This window comes from Serratia sp. MMO-28, from assembly GCF_037199905.1.
GTDB classification, from domain to species: domain Bacteria; phylum Pseudomonadota; class Gammaproteobacteria; order Enterobacterales; family Enterobacteriaceae; genus Chania; species Chania oryzae.
Window position 1 is genome coordinate 75,823 of sequence record NZ_JBBCVB010000013.1, and the last position, 18,759, is coordinate 94,581.

The window sequence follows — 18,759 nt, forward strand, 5'->3', positions numbered from 1 at the left end:
TGGTTGGCCTTAATTGACCGGCATTACGCAGAGAGCGGCCTTTAAATTATGCAAAAGTATTGTGATAGTTAACCGCGTTTGGCTGCGATATCAGCGTGATGTTTCTTTTCGCTGATCATGGTTAACAACAGCAGGATGACTGCGCCGATGCTGCCGCCGATCATCACCATAAAGCCGCCGTCCCAACCGAAATAGTCAACGGTGTAACCGACGATGGCGCTGGCGGCGACGGAGCCACCCAGGTAGCCGAACAGGCCGGTGAAGCCCGCTGCCGTACCCGCTGCTTTTTTCGGTGCCAGTTCCAGTGCGTGCAGGCCGATCAGCATTACCGGGCCGTAAATCAGGAAGCCGATAATGATCATACAGGCCATATCAATGCCTGGATTGCCCACCGGGTTCAGCCAGTAAACGATGGTGGCGATGGTGACCAGCGTCATAAAGAACACCCCGGTGGCACCACGGTTGCCTTTGAACACCTTATCCGACATCCAACCGCACAGAAGGGTGCCAGGGATACCGGCGTATTCGTACAGGAAGTAGGCCCAGGACGATTTATCCAGCGCGAAGTGTTTGACTTCTTTCAGGTAGGTTGGTGACCAGTCCAGGATGCCGTAACGCAGCAGATAGACGAAAACGTTGGCGATAGCGATATACCACAGCAGTTTGTTAGGGAAAACGTACTGCATGAAGATCTGCTTGGCGGTCAGCTCTTCTTCTGCTTTATCGCTGTAGTCGTCCGGGTAATCGTTTTTGTATTCTTCAATCGGTGGCAGGCCAACAGATTGTGGGGTATCACGCATCAGAGCGAAGGCGATCAGCGCTACCAGGATTGCCCCGAAGGCCGGCATATACAGCGCGGCTTTCCAGTCGTTGAACCACGCCATGCCTAACAGGAACAGCAGCGGTGGCAGACCCCCCCCCACGTTATGCGCACAGTTCCACACCGAAACGATGCCGCCGCGCTCTTTCTGCGACCACCAATGCACCATAGTGCGGCCACACGGCGGCCAACCCATACCCTGGAACCAGCCGCACAGGAACAGCAGCACAAACATCACAGCAATACTGGAGGTGGCCCAAGGCACAAAGCCCATAAACAGCATCACTGCTGCCGCGAGGATCAGGCCCGCAGGCAGGAAGACGCGCGGGTTGGAACGGTCGGAAACCGAACCCATGATGAATTTGGAGAAACCATAAGCGATGGAGATCCCTGATAGCGCAAAGCCCAGGTCACCACGGCTGAAACCCTGCTCGATCAGATACGGCATCGCCAGGGTGAAGTTTTTACGCACCAGATAGTAGGCGGCGTAACCGAAGAAGATCCCCATAAAAATTTGCCAGCGCAGCTTACGGTAGAGCGGGTCTACCTTGTCGACCGGCACACGGGAAATGTGTGCGGCTGGCTTAAAAATACTCAACATGAGCGCCTCCGATGGCTTTATCAGTTATTGCATCAGCAGGAAACGGATGTCCTGAAGATGATCGAGCAGTTACCAGAAATCAGTGTTGTCAAATTGTTCCATAACGAGCGTCATCCTAGTCAAAACGCGGGTGTGCCTTTGTGATGGATGGCGCAATTGTTACACTTTTATGAAGCGTCGGCGAATTTTGCGCGATTGGTTAACATTTTGAAATGGGAAAACACAGAAATCACGTGATTATGATCACATTCATGGGTTTTTAAGCACATTTTGTTTTCGATATTTGTTCGTTATTGTTCCTTATCAAACAAAAACCTTAGTAAGTGTGTATCAATAGGAAGATAACCACAGGCTGAGGGGGCGTGATGAGCAATAACTCACCAGTAACAGAAACGGATGTGATCATTATTGGCGGCGGTGCGACCGGTGCAGGGATTGCCCGTGACTGCGCGCGGCGCGGGTTGCGTTGCGTTTTGCTGGAACGGCACGACATTGCCACCGGAGCAACCGGCCGCAATCACGGGCTGTTGCACAGCGGAGCGCGCTATGCGGTAACCGACGGCGAATCGGCCCGCGAGTGTATTGAAGAAAATCGCATACTGAAACGCATTGCCCACCATTGCATTGAACCTAGCGATGGCCTGTTTATTACCCTGCCGCAGGATTCGTTGGCGTATCAGCAACAGTTTATTACTGCCTGCCTGGATGCCGGAATTAATGCTGAAGCGATCGACCCCCAACAAGCACTGCGCCTGGAACCCGCGGCCAATCCGGCGCTGATCGGTGCCGTGCGGGTGCCGGACGGCACCGTCGATCCGTTCCGGCTGACCGCCGCCAATATGTTGGATGCGCGTGAGCACGGTGCGCAGGTGCTCACCTACCATCAGGTGATCGGTTTGCTGCGTACAAACGATCGTGTCACCGGTGTGCGCGTTTTCGACCATAAAAACGCTCACCAATACGATATTTATGCGCAGGTGGTGGTGAATGCCGCCGGGATTTGGGGGCAACAGATTGCGGAATATGCCGATCTGCGAGTACGCATGTTCCCGGCCAAGGGGGCACTGTTGATCCTTGGCCATCGTATAAACAACATGGTGATTAACCGCTGCCGTAAACCGGCAGATGCAGACATTCTGGTGCCAGGAGATACCATCTCGCTGATCGGTACCACCTCGACCCGCATTGATTATGACCAGATCGACAATATGGTCGTTACCCCGCAGGAAGTGGACGTGCTGATCCGTGAGGGTTCGCTGCTTGCCCCCACTCTTGCGCAAACCCGCATTCTGCGTGCCTATGCCGGCGTGCGGCCGCTGGTGGCGCGTGATGACGATCCTTCCGGACGTAACGTCAGCCGCGGCATTGTGTTGCTCGATCACGCAGAACGTGACGGGCTGGAAGGCTTCATCACCATTACCGGCGGCAAGCTGATGACTTACCGGCTGATGGCGGAATGGGCGACCGACAAGGTGTGCGCCAAACTGGGGATCAACACGCCTTGTACGACGGCTGAAGTGGCGTTGCCGGGCTCCCGTCAGTCGGCGGAAGAAACGGTGCGCAGCGTGGTATCGCTGCCAGCGAGCATTCGGGGATCGGCAATCTATCGCCACGGCGATCGTGCCAGCCAGGTACCATCTGGCGACCGGCTGGACAATAGCCTGGTGTGTGAGTGTGAGGCGGTGACCGCCGGTGAAGTGCGCTATGCGGTAAATTCCCTGACCGTTAATAACCTGGTGGATTTGCGTCGTCGCACCCGCGTTGGTATGGGCACCTGCCAAGGCGAGCTGTGTGCCTGCCGCGCCGCCGGGTTACTCACGCACTTTAACGTCACCACGCCGCAGCAATCCATCGCACAGCTTTCTCACTTTTTGAATGAACGCTGGAAGGGCGTGCGGCCGATCGCCTGGGGGGATGCGTTGCGTGCCAGCGAGTTCACCAGTTGGGTTTACCAGGGGTTGTGCGGGCTTGATGCGCGCGGTGACCAGCAGCAGGAGGCGGATGATGCAATTTGATGTGGTGGTGATTGGCGGCGGGCTGGCCGGGTTAAGCTGCGCCATCCGTTTGGCCGAGCAGGGCAAGCGTTGCGCGGTGGTCAGCTCAGGCCAGAGCGCGCTCTATTTTTCTTCCGGCTCGCTCGATCTGCTGGCGCAATTACCCGATGGCACGGCGGTGGAATCACCGCTGGCGGCCTTACCGGCGCTGGCCCAGCAGGCACCGTGGCACCCTTACAGCCTGCTGGGTGCAGCGCGTGTCGCTACGCTGGCAGCAGAAACGGTGCAGTTGCTGGCGCGCTGCGGCATGCAGATGCAGGGCAGCAGCGAGCGTAATCATCTGCGCGTTACGCCGCTCGGCACGCGCCGTGCCACTTGGCTCAGCCCGCAGGCTATTCCGACCACTGCGCTTGGCGGCGTTTTGCCGTGGCGCAAGCTTGCGGTGTTGGGCATCGAAGGCTTCCTGGATTTTCAACCGCAGATGGCGGCCAGTTCGTTAGCTGAGGAACAAGGCGTGATGGCCAAGGTCGCTTCCCTGCATTTACCGCTGCTGGATCGGTTGCGTAATAACCCTAGCGAATTTCGTGCGGTGAATATTGCCCGCGTGCTGGACGTGCCGGAGAATCTGGCGGTGCTGACGGAAGAGATACGACGCCAGGCGGGTGAGGCAGAAGCCATTTTCTTGCCCGCTTGCCTCGGGCTGGAAAGCGATCAGCCGCTGGCTGCGCTGCGTGAGGCGCTCGGCAAACCGGTATTCCTGTTGCCGACGTTGCCTCCTTCAGTGCTAGGTATGCGGCTGCACCAGGCGTTGCGCCAGCGTTTGCAGCAGTTGAGCGGGGTGTTTATGCCGGGGGATACCGTGCTGCGGGCGGATTTTGACGGGCAACGCATCAGCGGCCTGTATACTCGTAACCATACCGATATTCCGCTGCGCGCGCAGCAGGTGGTGTTGGCCAGCGGCAGTTTCTTCAGCAATGGGTTGGTCGCGGAATTCGATGGTATCCGTGAGCCGGTGTTTGGCCTCGACGTGTATAGCCAACCGCAGCGTGAAGACTGGAGCCGCCGCGATTTGTTCGCACCGCAGCCTTACCTGCAATTTGGCGTGCAGACCGATGCCAGCCTGCGCGCGCTGAAGCAAGGGCAGGCGATCGTCAATCTGTACGCCATCGGTGCCGTGGTTGGCGGTTACGATCCGCTGCAGCAAGGCTGTGGAGCCGGGGTGTCGCTGGTGGGGGCGCTGCACGTGGCGCAACAGATTGCTATGCAGGAGGTATCGGCATGAGCCTGTTAAAAGACAACAGCTTTGAGAGCTGCATTAAATGCACGGTGTGCACCACCTATTGCCCGGTCGCCAAAGTAAACCCACTCTACCCGGGGCCGAAGCAGGCTGGGCCGGACGGTGAGCGCCTGCGGCTGAAGGATCCGGCGCTGTATGATGAAGCGCTTAAATATTGCACCAACTGCAAACGTTGCGAAGTGGCGTGCCCATCCGACGTGAAAATCGGTGACATTATCCAGCGCGCCCGAGCCAATTTTAGCCAGAAAAAGCCGACGCTGCGTGACGCCATTCTCAGCCATACCGATATCATGGGCTCGCTGTCGACGCCGTTTGCGCCGATCGTCAATGCCACCACCGGGCTGAAACCGGTGCGAATGCTGCTGGATAAGGCGCTGAAGATCGATCATCGGCGCGAACTGCCAAAATACTCTTTCGGCACCTTCCGCCGTTGGTATCGTCAACAGGCGCAACAGCAGCAGCGTTATAGTGAACAGGTGGCGTTTTTCCACGGTTGCTTTGTTAATTACAACCACCCGCAGCTTGGCAAAGATCTGATCAAGGTTTTCAACGCCATGGAGATTGGCGTGCAACTGCTGAAGCGCGAGAAATGCTGCGGCGTACCGCTGATCGCCAATGGTTTTATGGAGCAGGCCAAGAAACAGGCCAAAGTGAACGCCGAATCTTTGCGTGATGCGGTGCTGGAACGTGGTATTCCGGTGGTAGCCACCTCTTCGAGCTGCACCTTTACCCTGCGCGATGAATATCCGCATCTGCTGGAAGTCGATACCTCGGCGGTGCGCGAGCGGGTGGAACTGGCAACGCGCTACCTGTATCGCCTGCTCAGCCAAGGCCGTCGGTTACCGCTGAAGCACACACCGCTGCGCGTGGCTTACCATACGCCGTGCCATATGGAAAAGATGGGGTGGACCGCCTACACGCTGGAGCTGCTGCGGCAGATCCCAGGCCTGGAACTGGTGGTATTGGAGTCGCAATGCTGCGGGATCGCCGGCACTTACGGTTTCAAGTCAGAGAACTATGAAACTTCGCAGGGCATTGGCGCTTCGTTGTTCCGCCAGATTGAAGAGAGCGGGGTGGACCTGGTGATTACCGACTGTGAAACCTGCAAATGGCAGATTGAGATGTCGACCAGCAAGCGCTGCGAGCACCCGATCACGCTGTTGGCGCAGGCGCTGGGGTAGAAATTAAAGGGGCCAGTACAGAAACTGGCCCTGCAAGATTAAGGTTGTAACTTCAACGAACTGATAATGCCTGCGGCTTCGCTTTGCGCCTGCTGTTGGTTATCAGCTGGCAGCGTGACCTGAATCGTCAGCAACTGGTTATCCAGCTCACCAAGCAGGATCGACGAGTAAGCCTTTTGGCCACCGCTGGTAATAATGCTATCCAGTTGGTGCAATGATACACCGCTGATGTCGATGGCTTTATTGGTGATCACCTGCAGGTTGGCATCGCGTGAGCGTTGCTGCTGCTCCATGTTCTGGGCCAGGGTTTCCAGGCTGTCTGCTGGTTTATCGCCGAGGATGATGATCAACGCGCGCTGGCCGGTGCTGTCGGCAAAGACGTGGCGGTTATTGGACTGTTGGCTCAGTTTGCTGCTCTGATCCGCCATGCCGTTTGGCAGGGTAAAGGTCAGTTTGCCATTCAGCAAGCTCACTTGCGCGGCAGCTGCGCTGGCAGCGGCATCGCCCGCTGACGCTTTACTGTCTTTGGTGTCGCCATCACAGGCCGCGAGGCCTAGCACTAACAGGCTGATACCCATCAATTTTGCTACTTTACGCATGGGGCTTCCTTATTCCTTCACAGGTAGGGGGTTGTAGCGTATGGCACCGTATTCCAGGCTGAAATGCAAGGCGGATGTTGTCACAAGGCTTGTTTGCGCAGTCGTGGGGCGGCTGAGCCACCCCTTATCAGCGGATTAACTCGGCTGTAACTGGCCGTCTTGTTGGCGTGATGCCAGGCGTTTGAGCAGCATGTTCAACAGCACGCCGTACATCGGCAGGAAGAACAGCATGCAGATCAGCACTTTGAAGCTGTAATCCACCAGCGCAATTTCCACCCAGTTGGCGGCCATAAAAGGGTCGCTGCTGCGGTAGAAAGCGATGAAGAAGAACGCCAGCGTATCGCTGATGTTGCCAAGGAACATAGCTGCCGCCGGGGCGAGCCACCAGGTGCGGCGCTGACGCAGGCGGTTGAAGACGTACACATCCAGGATCTGGCCCAGCACGTAGGCCATAAAGCTGGCGACGGCGATCCTGGCTACAAACAGGTTAAAGCTGGCCAGCGCGCCCAGGCCCTGCCATTCCCCCTGGAACGTGACGGTAGAGATCACATAGGAAATAAACAGCGCGGGGATCATCACGGCGAGGATGATTCTGCGCGCCAGCGGGGCACCGAAGATCCGGACCGTCAGATCGGTCGCCAGGAAGATGAATGGGAAAGTGAACGCCCCCCAGGTGGTGTGGAAACCGAAAATGCTGATCGGCAACTGCACCAGATAGTTACTGGAGGTAATGATGGCAATATGGAATAGCGATAGCCAAACCAACGCGGTAACGCGCTGTTGAGCGGTAAACGAATACATGATGTGACCTTTTTAAGTTGGGGTGAGGGAACCCATATTTAACCGGTGAAGATAGAGCACATTTCTACCTGCGCGGCGCATAATACGCGTTTGCGCAATCAATGCAACTTAAGTTGTGGTTAAATTTCACGCAAACGATAACCTGTGTTGCACAGAAAAACCACTGGCGTAAACTATATGCCAGTGAGATCCGGCGAGCCTTCGCCGATCGTTTTTGATCGAGAACAATGCATGACTGATATCTTTACCCAGGCAGACCAGACGCTCGACGCGTTAGGGTTGCGCTGTCCGGAACCGGTAATGATGGTGCGTAAAACCGTGCGCCATATGGACAACGGTAAAACGTTGCTGATTATTGCCGACGATCCGGCCACCACCCGCGATATTCCGGGTTTTTGCCGCTTTATGGAACACACCTTGGTGGCACAGGAAACCGACCGGGCTCCTTACCGCTATCTGTTGCGCAAAGGGCTGGTAGAGTAACGTCAGGCCCACTTTGGTGAGCCTGACATGCTGTAAGTAACGCTTACGGGCGTTTTTTCAGCAAGCGCAGCGCGTTGGCGGTCACCAGCGCAGTGGCACCGGAATCTGCCAGCACCGCCAGCCACAAACCGGTCATCCCCAGCAGGGTGGTAACCAGGAAAATCCCTTTCAGCCCGAGCGCGATGGCGATGTTCTGGCGGATGTTCGCGTGCGTGGCGCGTGCAATGCGAATCATCTCGGCTACCCCAACCAGGCGGTTGTGCGTCAGTGCGGCGTCGGCCGTTTCCAGCGCCACATCGGTGCCGCTGCCCATGGCAATACCGATACTGGCGGCTTTCATCGCCGGCGCATCGTTGATGCCGTCGCCAATCATGGCCGTCTGCTGCTGCTGATTCAGCGCGGTGATGGCCTGCACCTTGTCTTCCGGCATCAGCCCGGCGCGGTAATCAATCCCCAGTTCGTTGGCGATGGCTGCCGCCGCGCGCGGGTTATCCCCGGTAAGCATCACGCCGCGAATACCCAACTCTGCCAGCTCGGCAATCGCCTGTTTGGCGTCGTTGCGCAAAGTATCACGCAGTGCCAGCAGGCCGACGGGAACTCCCTCTTCCAGCACCACCACGGCGGTTTTCCCTGCCGTTTCCAGCGTTTCCACCTGGTTACGCCATGTAGGGCTGAGCTGGTTTTCCGCCAGCTTGCCCGGCGCGCTGATCAAAATAGTTTTACCGTTAATCACGCCCTCTACGCCAATCCCCGCCAGCGCCCGGCGGTTTTCTGCCAGCGGCAGTGCCGCGCCGTTTTCCCCCGCGCGGTTGATAATGGCCTGCGCCAGTGGGTGATGCGAGCCAGCTTCCACCGCCGCTGCCAGAGCCAGCAATTGCTGTTCGCTGATGCCATCGGCTGGCAGCACGTCGGTGACGGTGGGTTTGCCCTCGGTCAGCGTGCCTGTTTTATCGAATGCAATGGTTTGCACCCGGCCCAACTGTTCCAGCGCCGCGCCGCCTTTAATCAGCGCACCACGGCGGGTAGCTGCGGCCAGGCCGGAAGTGATCGCTGCCGGGGTCGAGATCACCAGCGCGCAAGGGCAACCGATCAGCAGCAGGGTCAGGCCACGGTAGATCCACATCTGCCAAGGTTCGGCGAACATCAGCGGGGGGACCAGGATCACGGCAACCGCCAGCAGCATGATCGCCGGGGTGTAGTAACGGCTAAAGCGATCGAGGAAGCGCTCGATCGGCGCACGGCGCTCTTCCGCTTCTTCAATCAGTTGCAGAATACGGTCGATGGCATTTTTGCCCGGTTCAGAGGTCACTTTCATTTGTGCCGCCTGATCGACCGACAGGCTGCCTGCAGCCACTTTTTCACCCTGCTGGCGTTCAACCGGCACGGATTCACCGGTTAACGCGCTTTCGTCAAAGCTGGCGAACGGGCTGATTAATTCAGCGTCGGCGGGGAGACGGCCGCCTGGCGCGATTTCGATGATATCGCCGGGGCGCAGGCTGGCAACCGGCACCCTTTTACGCGAGCTGCCCTGGATCAGCAAGGCATCTTCCGGCACCAGCGCCATCAGGGCTTTCACCCCTTTGCGGGCACGGTTGGCAGCATAGGATTCCAGCAGTTCGCCCACCATGAACAGCAGCAGCACCATGGCGGCCTCGGCCGTAGCGCCGATAAACAGCGCGCCGATGGCCGCGACGCTCATCAGGGTTTCGATGGCGAACGGGGTGCCAGAACGGATCAGGCGTATGGCTTTCTGCCCAATCGGTGCCAGGCCGACCAGCGTCGTAATGATAAAGGCGATCTGGCCGAATTGCGGGTTGATGAGATCCAAGATCCAACTGCTCACCATCAGCAGTGAGAGCAGTAGCAGCGGGCCGAACTCGCCCAGGCGGGAGGGGTTGGGTTCGTCGGTTTTGACCGCCACATCCTGCAGGGTAAAACCGGCCTGTTTTACCGCATCCTGCACGTGCCGGCTGATATCGGCCTGGGCATCCACCACAAGCTTTTCTGTGGCAAACAGCACGCGTGCGCTTGCGACACCGGGAATGGTCATGACGGCATTTTCAATTTTTTTGGCACAGCTTGGGCAGTCCATGCCGGTGACTTTCCAACTGAAACGCTGGCTGCCGGAAGGGGGAGCGGCAGCCAGCCTGTCGCTTTCCTCATCCGGGTCTTCGTGCCCGCTGCTGCAACCGCTGGCACCGTGCTCATGGGTATGTTGGTGGTGATGGGCGTGATTTTCTGCCCCGGTGGTTTTTACACTGCTGCAACCGTGCTGGGTTTGCGCGTGACCATGGCCGCAACCGCAGCCGCTCTCGGTATGGCTATGTTCCTGATGATGTTCTTTATGAGTATGCATAACGCCCCCTTCAGGCAATTAACGGTGTTCACACTATTAACTCTACACCTTGGAGCTGACTCCAGAGTCAAGCCTCATATGAGAATTATTGCTAATTGAAAGGGACGCTGCGTTGTTTTTATATATAAAAAATAGAAATACGTATTAATTAATAGTAATTAATATAAATATATTCAATAAAATTTATGATTTTTGAGTGAGTGCCAGCATAACTCTCTTGTCTCTGTACGCCGCATCAGGATTGAAGTTTGCAGCCATTATTACGTCATTAACCTGCCTTAACTGTGTTTTAAGTTGAAAAAATCAGCATTATTAGCTCATATTTCTTCTATAAATGGTTAATTATTTTTAACTGTATGCGAGACCCCTGCCTATACTTGGAAACGATTGCCATTTGAGATGGTGATCTTATTTACCGATCTATCCGCGTAATTCTACCTGAGTCACTGCCAGCAATGGCGCATAAACTCCCTCTCACCATTTCATGGTGCGTGCACCTGACTGGTGGGTCGGTTATGTCTATCTGTCTGATTTTTAATAATTCAGATAATAAGTGGAATCGAACCAATGCAATTGACGAAAGAAACAATTGAAGTCTCTGGATCCAGTTTGTCGGCTATCACCGGTTATGGCGCCGTTGAGGCTTTACTGCATTATCATGAGCGAGGTAACGGGATCCAGATTAATGGCAAGGATTCATTTTCTACCGAGCAAGCGGGGTTATTCATTACTCGCACTAATCAAACCTGGAATGGTAAAGGGGTTTTTGACCACCCGGTTAAGCTAACCTTCTCATTCCCAGATTATAAATTCTCCAGCACCAACGCAGCGGGGGATACCGGGCTTAGCAAGTTCAACGTTGAGCAGCAACAGCAGGCGAAGCTGTCGCTGCAATCCTGGGCCGATGTTGCCAACATTACCTTTAGCGAAGTGGCCTCTACGCAGAAAGCCAATATCACCTTCGGTAACTACAGCCAGGATCAACCCGGCCACGATGATTACGCAACCCAGGCCTACGCCTTCCTGCCGGGCTCGATTTATCAGGGAAAGGATCTCTCCGGCCAGACTTGGTACAACATCAACCAGTACGATGTGAAACATCCGGCCAGTGAAGATTACGGCCGCCAGACGTTGACCCATGAAATCGGCCACGCGTTGGGCTTGAGCCATCCGGGTGACTACAACGCCGGTCAGGGTAACCCAACCTACCAAAACGCCACCTATGCCGAAGATACCCGTCAATTCAGCTTGATGAGCTACTGGAGCGAAACCAAGACGGGGGGAGATAACGGCGGCCACTACGCGGCGGCACCGCTGATCGACGATATTTCCGCGATCCAGCATCTGTATGGGGCCAATATGACCACCCGTACCGGGGATACCGTGTATGGTTTTAATTCCAACACCGATCGTGATTTCCTCAGCACCAGCAGCAACGAACAGAAAGTGATCTTCGCCGCCTGGGATGCGGGTGGTAACGATACCTTTGATTTTTCAGGGTATACCGCTGATCAGCGCATCAATCTGAATGAAAAATCTTTTTCTGATGTCGGCGGGCTCAAGGGCAACGTGGCGATAGCCGCCGGTGTCACCATTGAAAACGCCATTGGGGGCTCAGGCGACGATGTGATCGTGGGCAATGCGGTCAATAACGTGCTGTTTGGTGGCGCTGGAAACGACATACTGGCCGGTGGCGATGGTAACGATCGCTTGTGGGGGGATGACGGTAACGACATCCTGTTTGGCGGCAATGGGCACGATCAACTGCTCGGTGGCGCAGGAGATGACATTTTGTACGGCGGCGCGGGTGCCGATCAGCTGTTTGGCGGCGAAGGTAAGGATATCTTTGTGTTCAATGCCGCCAGCGATTCAATGCCTGATTTTGCCGATTGCATCTACGATTTTGAGAGCGGCAGCGATAAGATCGACCTGTCCTTCTTTAATCAGGGCACGCAGGGCAAGGATTTCATCCACTTTGTCGATCATTTGAGCGGTAATGCGGGTGAAGCATTGCTGACTTATGATGCTGCCAGTAATCAGAGTCAGTTGGCGCTGAACCTTGGCGGCTATCAGACCCCTGATTTCTTGTTGAAGATCGTTGGCCAGGTGGATATGACTGCAGACTTTATCGTTTAGCAGGAGGGTAGGGGCCGCCTATGCAGCCCCTACTTGCAGGAGAATCAGATGAGTAGCAGGTTAACGCGTGCCGCGATGATCGCGGTGGGCATCACAGTGATGGGAGCAGCGATGGCCAGCAGTTTAGTTCTTCCTACCGCGCAGTCATTGGCGGGCCAGTGGCAGGTTGCCGACGGCCAGCAGCAATGTCGGGTGGAGTTTCTCGTCAGCGAGCAACAGGGCACCAATGGTTATGAGCTGCGGGATCGCGAGCAGTGTTTGAAAAACCTGTTTGCCGCAGAGGTGGTTGGCTGGCGGCCAGCGCCCGATGGCATCGCACTATTGCAGGCTGATGGCAGCACCTGGGTGTTTTTCTCACACGAGGGGGAGGTTTATACGGGGGCGGGGTTGACGTTAAAGGCACTGTAACGGGCAGAACGGGTTCGGCGAACCGAACCCGTTGCAGGCATTACAGATACAGCGAACGGACGATCAGGAAATGGCCGACGAAGTAACAGAAGGCCACAATCCCGTCTGCGGCACGGAAAGTAAAACGGTAGCGGTTGAGCAGCCACACGATGTTGGCCAGCAGCAGCAGTGACGTACCCGCCAGCAGCGAGAAGCTTAAATCGGTACTGCGCAGGAAATATTGCTCACCGGCCAGCCATACCATCAGCAGCGTCATTGCCACCAGCGTGGCGATCGGCCAGCGCATCTCTTCCAACCGGCTCCAAATGGTTGCCAGCAGCGCTGCTCCGATGATGAGCAGCGCCAGAGGCAATGGCCAGAACAGGCTGAAGGTCATCTGGCTGGCAAAGCTCAGGGTATAAAGTAAGTGTGAGAGGAAGAACGCACCGATGGCATACAGCACGCGTTCGCGCGGCAGCAGCAACAGGGCATCACCCACCAGCGTGGCCAACAGGCCCAGGACGATCAGATAGCCGGTGGCACCCAGCACCGGTGCCTGCCAGGCCAACAGCAGCATCAGCAGCAGCGTGACCGGTTTAAACACCCAGCGTTGCCAGCGCGGTCCGCGGTAGGAGGCGTCGACGAACAGCCAACCGGAGAAAAATACGGCAAGGAACGGCCAACTCATTTTGTCTTCCTTATTTATTATGGGAGCTGCAGTAACCAACTCCAGGTTGTCACTCATGTCACTTCTTCAGTTTAGGCAGCGCACGTAAGTTAAACAATGCTTTCTTCATCATGCAGGGTATCGGGTTACTTCTTCTTGATCGGCGGCTGTTTTTTCTGCCAGGCCAGCAGTTCAAAGACGCCAAAAATAAAGATTTTGGCCTGCTGCCCACGGCTGATGGGCTGGTCTTTCGGCTGGGTGGATTTCAGTAATACCAGTTGCAGCCCGTGCATGACCACCATAAAAAACAGCGCCACATCAATAAAATACTTCAGCGGTTTGGGGTACGGCGCGAACAGGTTGGTGAGCAGAAAGCCCCATACGCACAGCATCAGCAAGCGGCCCAGATTAATCAGCATGTTCGGTTTTCTCATCAGTGGAACGGATATAAAGACGGTAAGCCACCTGACCGGCGACTTTCTCGCGGTGCAGCGTCCAGGTGGCGGGAACGTCAGTGGCGGCACTTTCTGCTTCGGCTTCGACATAGATCAACGCCTCATCCGCCAGCCAACCACCTTGTTCTAATAGTATAACGGTTTCAGCCAGCAACCCTTGGCGAAATGGCGGATCGAGAAACACCACGTCAAAAGGTTGCCCGGTGCCCGCAAGCCAGTGCAGGGCGTTGGTATTGATCACCTGCCCTGCGCCCTGCAGCAACGCCAGGTTTTTCTCCAGTTGTTGTGCCACTGGCCGTTCATATTCCAGCAGCGTGGCGCTGGCGGCGTAGCGTGACAGTGCTTCCAGTCCTAACGCACCGCTGCCGGCGAAGCAATCCAGGCAACGAGCGCCGCGGATCACCGGTGCCAGCCAGTTGAACAGCGTTTCACGCACGCGATCGGTGGTTGGCCGCAGCCCTTGGCTGTTGGGGACCGGTAGCTTACGCCCGCGCCACTGGCCGCCGATAATGCGGATCTGGCCGGCAGGGGCCGATGGCGCTTTTTTAGCTGGGCTGCGTGAAGATAGTTTTGCCATAAAGAGTATTGATACGCTTCGGAGTTAACGAAAAGTGATCACCATTCTACCGGTGCGGCGCGCCGGGGGAAACGCTAAAACACGGTTGCGTTGGAAAGCGTGTCCGATGCGTGTTGCTGTGTGAGGGAAAGTGATAGACTCGGCGGATTAATTTTCGCATTGGTAAGTTAACTACCCAATGCACTTGGAGTGCGGCCAGCAACGCTGCGGTTTCAAGTCATCAGGGTATATGGGTATGGAGTAGGGGCAATAGATGGCAAAAGATAAGAAACGTGGTTTTTTCTCCTGGCTGGGCTTCGGCCAACAGGAAGAGAATCAGCAGCAACCTGAGCCAGCGGCAGAACAAGGGGAACATCAGGCGACAGACACAGTGGTTGCCCCTAAACTGGACGACAAACTCCCCGCTCAGGAATCCGCACCCGCCGAATCCAAAGATACCCCAGGGGAGTGGGATGCCAGCCTGAACGGCGAGCCAATCGCTGAAAACATCCCGGTGCTGGTTGAGCACAGTGTGGTGGTGGAACAACCAGCCGAAGAGATCGCCCCCCTGATTGAACCGGTGGCTGAGGTGGTTGAACCTGAGCCACAGCCTGCACCCGAGCCGCTGGCCACAACGGCAGAGATTGAAACCCCGGCAGATATCCCCGAACTGCAGGCCCCTGCGGTGACACAGGAGCAGGAACGGCCGAGCAAGGAAGGCTTCTTCGCTCGTCTGAAACGCAGCCTGCTAAAAACCAAACAGAATTTGGGCTCTGGTTTTATCGGCCTGTTCCGTGGCAAAAAGATTGATGACGATCTGTTCGAAGAGTTGGAAGAACAACTGCTGATTGCCGACGTCGGCGTGGAAACCACGCGTAAAATCATTGAATCCCTCACCCAGCATGCCAGCCGCAAGCAGTTGAAAGATGCCGAGGCGCTGTACGGCAAGCTGAAAGAAGAGATGTCGGGCATTCTGGCGAAGGTGGATCAGCCGCTGGATGTCAGTGGTAAAACGCCGTTTGTGATCCTGATGGTGGGGGTTAACGGCGTGGGTAAAACCACGACTATTGGTAAACTGGCGCGCCAGTTCCAGGCCGAAGGGAAGTCGGTGATGCTGGCGGCTGGTGATACCTTCCGCGCCGCCGCGGTCGAGCAGTTGCAGGTGTGGGGGGAGCGTAACCGTATTCCGGTGGTGGCCCAGCATACCGGGGCTGATTCTGCCTCGGTGATCTTCGACGCCGTCCAGGCCGCTAAGGCGCGTAATATCGACGTCCTGATCGCCGATACCGCTGGCCGTTTGCAGAACAAAGCGCACCTGATGGAAGAGCTGAAGAAGATCGTGCGCGTCATGAAAAAACTGGACGAGCAGGCCCCCCATGAGGTTATGCTGACTCTGGATGCCAGCACCGGGCAGAATGCGGTCAGCCAGGCGAAGTTGTTTAATGAAGCCGTGGGCTTAACCGGCATCACGCTGACTAAACTGGATGGTACCGCCAAAGGCGGGGTGATTTTCTCTATCGCCGATCAGTTTACTATCCCGATTCGCTATATCGGCGTAGGTGAAGGCATTGAAGATTTGCGGCCGTTTAAGGCCGACGATTTTATTGAGGCACTTTTTGCCCGAGAGGATTAATACGGATGATTCGCTTTGAACAGGTCAGTAAAGCTTATCTGGGCGGACGGCAGGCGCTGCAAGGGGTCGATTTCCATCTGGGCCCGGCGGAGATGGCGTTTCTGACCGGCCATTCCGGGGCAGGGAAAAGTACCCTGCTGAAACTGATTTGTGGTATCGAACGGCCGAGCGCGGGGCATATCTGGTTCAGCGGGCACGATATCAGCCGCTTGAAGAGCCGCGAGGTGCCTTTCTTGCGCCGCCAGATCGGCATGATCTTTCAGGATCACCATCTGTTGCTGGATCGCACGGTGTACGACAACGTGGCCATGCCGCTGGTGATCGCCGGGGCCAGTAGCGAAGATATTCGCCGCCGCGTGTCGGCCGCGCTGGACAAGGTCGGGCTGCTGGATAAAGCGAAGAACTTCCCGATCCAGCTTTCTGGCGGTGAGCAGCAGCGCGTCGGCATCGCCCGCGCGGTGGTGAACAAGCCTGCGGTTCTGCTGGCGGATGAGCCAACCGGTAACCTGGATGATGCGCTGTCGGAAGGTATTCTGCGCCTGTTTGAAGAATTTAACCGCGTAGGGGTGACGGTGCTGATGGCCACCCACGATACCGGGCTGATTGCGCGCCGCAACTACCGTATCCTGACGCTGAGCCAGGGCCGCATGACCGGAGGAGCGCATCATGGCGAATAACGAGAAAACGGCCAAGAGCAAGGCACTGCGCGGCGGCTGGCGTGAACAGTGGCGCTACGCCTGGATGAACGCCATCGCGGATATGCTGCGCCAACCGCTGGCCACGCTGCTGACGGTGATGGTGATCGCTATCTCCCTGACGCTGCCCAGCGTTTGTTATATCGTGTGGAAAAACGTCAGCACCGCGGCCACCCAGTGGTACCCGACGCCGCAGCTGACGGTCTACCTGGATAAATCCCTCGACGACGACGCGGCGGTGAAAGTGCTGGACGCCATCAAGGCGGAAGCGGGCGTGGAAAAGGTGAACTACCTGTCGCGTGAGGAAGCGCGCGGTGAGTTCCGCAACTGGTCTGGTTTTGGCGGCGCGCTGGATATGCTGGAAGAGAATCCGCTGCCAGCGGTGGCGATAATCACGCCGAAGATGAGTTTCCAGAGCTCCGATACGCTCAACACCCTGCGCGATCGCGTGGCGGCGATTCACGGTGTGGACGACGTGCGGATGGACGACAGCTGGTTTGCCCGCCTGGCGGCGCTGACCGGGCTGGTGGGCCAGGTGGCTTTGATGATCGGCATCTTGATGATTGTGGCGGTATTCCTGGTGATTGGTAACAGCGTACGCCTAAGTATCTTCAGCCGTCGCGATACCATCAACGTGATGAAGCTGATCGGTGCCACCGATGGCTTTATTCTGCGCCCGTTCCTCAACGGCGGCGCCATGCTTGGCTTCTTTGGCGCATTATTCTCGCTGATCCTCTCCGGTGTGCTGGTATGGACGTTGGAATCGGTGGTGACCAGCGTGGCAAAAGTGTTCGGCACCACCTTTACCCTGCACGGTCTGGGGTGGGACGAAGCCCTGCTGTTATTGCTGATTGCCGCGATGATTGGCTGGGTTGCCGCCTGGTTGGCCACAGTGCAACATTTACGCCGATTTACACCACAATAAAGGTTTTTTTGGTATACTCTTCTCCTGCTGCGTCTTACCTGGTTGCGGGAGAAGAGGGCGCCTATCCCACCTCTTTTCATGACCGCACAAATTCCCTATGATTCTGAGCATCCGTCACGTATTGTCGTGAGCGCGGCGAACGAAAAAATGTGGAACTTATAGGGTAGAACAGGGTCGAAAATGGCAGCAAATGTTAAGGTGCCCGGCGCGTGGAACCGTTTTTGCAACAGCAATAGCCATAAGATCAATAACTCCCCCGCCGTAAAATCATCTGCATGATCTGTTTTATCAAGAGAGGGGTTTGAATGACCAAAGAAATGCAAACTTTAGCCTTAGTCCCACAGGGCAGCTTGGAAGCCTACCTGCGGGCAGCCAACGCCTATCCGATGCTGACGGCAGAGGAAGAGCGGGAATTGGCTGAACGGCTGCATTACCAGGGCGATCTGGAAGCAGCCAAGCTGCTCATCCTGTCTCACCTGCGCTTTGTCGCTCATATTGCCCGTAATTATTCAGGGTACGGGTTGCCACAGGCAGACCTGATCCAGGAAGGGAATATTGGCCTGATGAAAGCGGTGCGCCGCTTCAATCCAGAAGTGGGTGTGCGCCTGGTTTCTTTTGCCGTGCACTGGATCAAGGCAGAAATTCACGAATACGTGTTGCGCAACTGGCGTATCGTCAAAGTGGCGACCACCAAGGCACAGCGCAAACTGTTCTTTAACCTGCGTAAAACCAAGCAGCGTCTGGGCTGGTTCAATCAGGACGAAGTGGAGCTGGTCGCTCGCGAACTGGGGGTGACCAGTAAAGACGTGCGTGAAATGGAATCCCGCATGGCCGCACAGGACATGACCTTTGACCCAACGCCGGAAGATGAAGGGCGTGATGGTCAGGCAATGGCTCCGGTGCTGTATCTGCAGGACAAAAGCTCTGACTTTGCCGAAGGTATCGAGGAAGATAACTGGGAAAGCAGCGCCGCAGACAAACTGGCCTATGCGCTGGAAGGTCTGGACGAGCGCAGCCAGCATATCATCCGCGCCCGCTGGCTGGACGATGACAACAAATCCACCTTGCAGGAATTGGCCGATCAATACGGTGTTTCCGCTGAACGTGTGCGCCAGCTTGAAAAGAACGCCATGAAGAAGCTGAAGATGGCGATCGAAGCGTAATTCTGCTCAA

General features: G+C 56.3%; 17 protein-coding genes. 10 read left to right on the forward strand and 7 right to left on the reverse strand.

The genetic code is table 11. The features are described 5' to 3' along the window. Positions 1 to 68 precede the first annotated feature (68 nt). Positions 69 to 1,421, reverse strand: coding sequence for a glycerol-3-phosphate transporter (gene glpT, locus WG891_RS13265; protein ID WP_337263140.1), 1,353 nt, complete (start codon positions 1,419 to 1,421; stop codon positions 69 to 71). Positions 1,422 to 1,786: 365 nt separating this feature from the next. Between glpT and glpA the strand changes: the two genes are divergently transcribed. The 3 genes from glpA to glpC are packed head-to-tail and all read left to right on the forward strand — an operon-like array spanning position 1,787 to position 5,893. Then, on the forward strand, positions 1,787 to 3,436 hold the full coding sequence (gene glpA, locus WG891_RS13270) for an anaerobic glycerol-3-phosphate dehydrogenase subunit A (RefSeq protein ID WP_337263141.1): 1,650 nt from the start codon (positions 1,787 to 1,789) through the stop codon (positions 3,434 to 3,436). Beyond that, on the forward strand, positions 3,426 to 4,697 hold the full coding sequence (glpB, locus tag WG891_RS13275) for a glycerol-3-phosphate dehydrogenase subunit GlpB (RefSeq protein ID WP_337263197.1): 1,272 nt from the start codon (positions 3,426 to 3,428) through the stop codon (positions 4,695 to 4,697). Before glpA ends, glpB begins: the two co-directional genes overlap by 11 nt. Then, on the forward strand, positions 4,694 to 5,893 hold the full coding sequence (gene glpC / locus WG891_RS13280; protein WP_337263142.1) for an anaerobic glycerol-3-phosphate dehydrogenase subunit GlpC: 1,200 nt from the start codon (positions 4,694 to 4,696) through the stop codon (positions 5,891 to 5,893). The genes glpB and glpC overlap by 4 nt, the downstream gene beginning before the upstream one ends. A 38-nt stretch (positions 5,894 to 5,931) precedes the next feature. On the opposite strand, the gene WG891_RS13285 is transcribed toward glpC, so the two are convergent. Then, positions 5,932 to 6,492, reverse strand: coding sequence for a DcrB family lipoprotein (locus tag WG891_RS13285; protein ID WP_337263143.1), 561 nt, complete (start codon positions 6,490 to 6,492; stop codon positions 5,932 to 5,934). A gap of 135 nt (positions 6,493 to 6,627) precedes the next feature. Continuing rightward, entirely contained in the window at positions 6,628 to 7,293 is a 666-nt protein-coding gene (locus tag WG891_RS13290; protein ID WP_337263144.1) for a 7-cyano-7-deazaguanine/7-aminomethyl-7-deazaguanine transporter, read from the reverse strand. A 231-nt stretch (positions 7,294 to 7,524) separates the two neighbouring features. Between WG891_RS13290 and tusA the strand changes: the two genes are divergently transcribed. Then, positions 7,525 to 7,776 (forward strand): sulfurtransferase TusA, encoded by a 252-nt coding sequence (gene tusA, locus WG891_RS13295; protein ID WP_076943611.1) that lies wholly within the window; start codon positions 7,525 to 7,527, stop codon positions 7,774 to 7,776. Positions 7,777 to 7,819: 43 nt separating this feature from the next. On the opposite strand, the gene WG891_RS13300 is transcribed toward tusA, so the two are convergent. After that, positions 7,820 to 10,132: a zinc/cadmium/mercury/lead-transporting ATPase gene (locus WG891_RS13300; protein ID WP_337263145.1), complete on the reverse strand. Its 2,313-nt coding sequence runs from the start codon at positions 10,130 to 10,132 to the stop codon at positions 7,820 to 7,822. Between the two features lie 567 nt (positions 10,133 to 10,699). Here WG891_RS13300 and WG891_RS13305 point away from each other — a divergent pair. Beyond that, entirely contained in the window at positions 10,700 to 12,268 is a 1,569-nt protein-coding gene (locus tag WG891_RS13305) for a serralysin family metalloprotease (RefSeq protein ID WP_337263146.1), read from the forward strand. Positions 12,269 to 12,316: 48 nt separating this feature from the next. Next, positions 12,317 to 12,676 (forward strand): AprI/Inh family metalloprotease inhibitor, encoded by a 360-nt coding sequence (locus WG891_RS13310; protein WP_156293327.1) that lies wholly within the window; start codon positions 12,317 to 12,319, stop codon positions 12,674 to 12,676. 40 nt (positions 12,677 to 12,716) lie between these two features. On the opposite strand, the gene WG891_RS13315 is transcribed toward WG891_RS13310, so the two are convergent. From WG891_RS13315 to rsmD, 3 genes are all read right to left on the reverse strand, one after another. Further along, positions 12,717 to 13,343 carry a lysoplasmalogenase gene (locus tag WG891_RS13315; RefSeq protein ID WP_156293328.1) on the reverse strand — a complete coding sequence of 209 codons (627 nt, stop codon included), beginning with the start codon at positions 13,341 to 13,343 and terminating at the stop codon, positions 12,717 to 12,719. A 125-nt stretch (positions 13,344 to 13,468) separates the two neighbouring features. Continuing rightward, a complete protein-coding gene (locus WG891_RS13320; protein WP_076943552.1) occupies positions 13,469 to 13,741 on the reverse strand; it encodes a DUF1145 family protein in 273 nt (90 codons plus the stop codon). Continuing rightward, positions 13,731 to 14,354, reverse strand: a complete 624-nt coding sequence (rsmD, locus tag WG891_RS13325; protein WP_337263147.1) for a 16S rRNA (guanine(966)-N(2))-methyltransferase — start codon at positions 14,352 to 14,354, stop codon at positions 13,731 to 13,733. Before rsmD ends, WG891_RS13320 begins: the two co-directional genes overlap by 11 nt. A 253-nt stretch (positions 14,355 to 14,607) precedes the next feature. Here rsmD and ftsY point away from each other — a divergent pair, with 253 nt between their 5' ends. The 4 genes from ftsY (at position 14,608) to rpoH (ending at position 18,749) form a co-directional block, all read left to right on the forward strand. Next, on the forward strand, positions 14,608 to 15,966 hold the full coding sequence (ftsY, locus tag WG891_RS13330; protein ID WP_337263148.1) for a signal recognition particle-docking protein FtsY: 1,359 nt from the start codon (positions 14,608 to 14,610) through the stop codon (positions 15,964 to 15,966). A gap of 5 nt (positions 15,967 to 15,971) precedes the next feature. After that, positions 15,972 to 16,643 carry a cell division ATP-binding protein FtsE gene (gene ftsE / locus WG891_RS13335; RefSeq protein ID WP_337263149.1) on the forward strand — a complete coding sequence of 224 codons (672 nt, stop codon included), beginning with the start codon at positions 15,972 to 15,974 and terminating at the stop codon, positions 16,641 to 16,643. Beyond that, positions 16,633 to 17,586, forward strand: a complete 954-nt coding sequence (ftsX, locus tag WG891_RS13340) for a permease-like cell division protein FtsX (RefSeq protein ID WP_076943556.1) — start codon at positions 16,633 to 16,635, stop codon at positions 17,584 to 17,586. The genes ftsE and ftsX overlap by 11 nt, the downstream gene beginning before the upstream one ends. A 305-nt stretch (positions 17,587 to 17,891) precedes the next feature. Further along, positions 17,892 to 18,749, forward strand: coding sequence for an RNA polymerase sigma factor RpoH (gene rpoH / locus WG891_RS13345; protein ID WP_076943557.1), 858 nt, complete (start codon positions 17,892 to 17,894; stop codon positions 18,747 to 18,749). Positions 18,750 to 18,759 lie beyond the last annotated feature (10 nt).

Bases quoted from the DNA above. Each gene is read 5' to 3' on its own strand.
- glpT (WP_337263140.1), bottom strand. From the start codon at position 1,421: ATGTTGAGTATTTTTAAGCCAGCCGCACACATTTCCCGTGTGCCGGTC.
- glpA (WP_337263141.1), top strand. From the start codon at position 1,787: ATGAGCAATAACTCACCAGTAACAGAAACGGATGTGATCATTATTGGC.
- glpB (WP_337263197.1), top strand. From the start codon at position 3,426: ATGCAATTTGATGTGGTGGTGATTGGCGGCGGGCTGGCCGGGTTAAGC.
- glpC (WP_337263142.1), top strand. From the start codon at position 4,694: ATGAGCCTGTTAAAAGACAACAGCTTTGAGAGCTGCATTAAATGCACG.
- WG891_RS13285 (WP_337263143.1), bottom strand. From the start codon at position 6,492: ATGCGTAAAGTAGCAAAATTGATGGGTATCAGCCTGTTAGTGCTAGGC.
- WG891_RS13290 (WP_337263144.1), bottom strand. From the start codon at position 7,293: ATGTATTCGTTTACCGCTCAACAGCGCGTTACCGCGTTGGTTTGGCTA.
- tusA (WP_076943611.1), top strand. From the start codon at position 7,525: ATGACTGATATCTTTACCCAGGCAGACCAGACGCTCGACGCGTTAGGG.
- WG891_RS13300 (WP_337263145.1), bottom strand. From the start codon at position 10,132: ATGCATACTCATAAAGAACATCATCAGGAACATAGCCATACCGAGAGC.
- WG891_RS13305 (WP_337263146.1), top strand. From the start codon at position 10,700: ATGCAATTGACGAAAGAAACAATTGAAGTCTCTGGATCCAGTTTGTCG.
- WG891_RS13310 (WP_156293327.1), top strand. From the start codon at position 12,317: ATGAGTAGCAGGTTAACGCGTGCCGCGATGATCGCGGTGGGCATCACA.
- WG891_RS13315 (WP_156293328.1), bottom strand. From the start codon at position 13,343: ATGAGTTGGCCGTTCCTTGCCGTATTTTTCTCCGGTTGGCTGTTCGTC.
- WG891_RS13320 (WP_076943552.1), bottom strand. From the start codon at position 13,741: ATGCTGATTAATCTGGGCCGCTTGCTGATGCTGTGCGTATGGGGCTTT.
- rsmD (WP_337263147.1), bottom strand. From the start codon at position 14,354: ATGGCAAAACTATCTTCACGCAGCCCAGCTAAAAAAGCGCCATCGGCC.
- ftsY (WP_337263148.1), top strand. From the start codon at position 14,608: ATGGCAAAAGATAAGAAACGTGGTTTTTTCTCCTGGCTGGGCTTCGGC.
- ftsE (WP_337263149.1), top strand. From the start codon at position 15,972: ATGATTCGCTTTGAACAGGTCAGTAAAGCTTATCTGGGCGGACGGCAG.
- ftsX (WP_076943556.1), top strand. From the start codon at position 16,633: ATGGCGAATAACGAGAAAACGGCCAAGAGCAAGGCACTGCGCGGCGGC.
- rpoH (WP_076943557.1), top strand. From the start codon at position 17,892: ATGACCAAAGAAATGCAAACTTTAGCCTTAGTCCCACAGGGCAGCTTG.